Here is a 780-nt window from a genome sequence, read left to right as displayed (position 1 = left end):
GGGTCCAGATCGGAATCGGTGATGGCGCCGCTGATTTCGTCGAATCCGGCGACTTTGGCGAGCGCGCGCCTGCCGAATTTCGAACTGTCGGCCACGACGAGAGCGTGTGCGGCGGCGGCGATCATGGCGCGCTTGAGCGGTACTTCGAGGGTGTTCATATTGGTGATGCCGGCTTCGAGATCGACCGCGTCGGCGCCGAGGAAAGCCCAGTCGGCGGTGTAGTCGGACAGGAACGCTATCGCGCGCTCGCCGACGAGGGTGAAGACCGAACCCAGCAGCTCGCCGCCGGTGACGAGCAGGCGCACACCCGGCGTTTCGGCCATGTATTTGGCGATGCGCAGATCGTTGGTGATCACCGTCAAATCGGTGTGATTGCGCAGGGCTCGGGCGATTTCGTAGGTCGTGGAACCGCTGTCGAGGATGACGGTCTGGCCGTCGCGCACGCGCGCCGCGGCCGCGATGCCGATCGCGGCCTTCTGATCCAGGTGTTCGCCTTCTTTCATGGCGTAGGGCAGCTTCGCGGTGGCTCCGGGAGCCGGGCGGGCGCCGCCGTGGGTGCGTTGTGCCTGACCGGCTCGTTCGAGCGCGTCGAGGTCGCGGCGGATCGTCGACGCGTCGACGCCGAGTTCGTCGGCGAGCGTCTTGGCCTCGACATAGCCGTCGGTGACCAGCCGATGCATGATTTCGCGCCGTCGGGTGCTCGCGAGCAACGGTGCCTCCCGGAACTTCTGGTCGGTGCATCGGCGATGCGTCGTGCGGTTTCTGCATCGTAGTCGAGCA

At 66.3% G+C, this 780-nt stretch carries 1 protein-coding gene; it reads right to left on the bottom strand.

Annotated elements, in window-relative coordinates:
• The coding region (locus tag NN2_RS35690; protein WP_063019680.1) for a DeoR/GlpR family DNA-binding transcription regulator at positions 1-710 on the bottom strand (710 nt) is incomplete at its 3' end.
• Positions 711-780 lie beyond the last annotated feature (70 nt).

This window comes from Nocardia nova NBRC 15556 (assembly GCF_001613005.1).
GTDB classification, from domain to species: Bacteria; Actinomycetota; Actinomycetes; order Mycobacteriales; family Mycobacteriaceae; genus Nocardia; species Nocardia nova.
The sequence above is the reverse complement of the archived record's forward strand: the minus strand, read 5'-3'. Positions and strand labels throughout refer to the sequence as shown.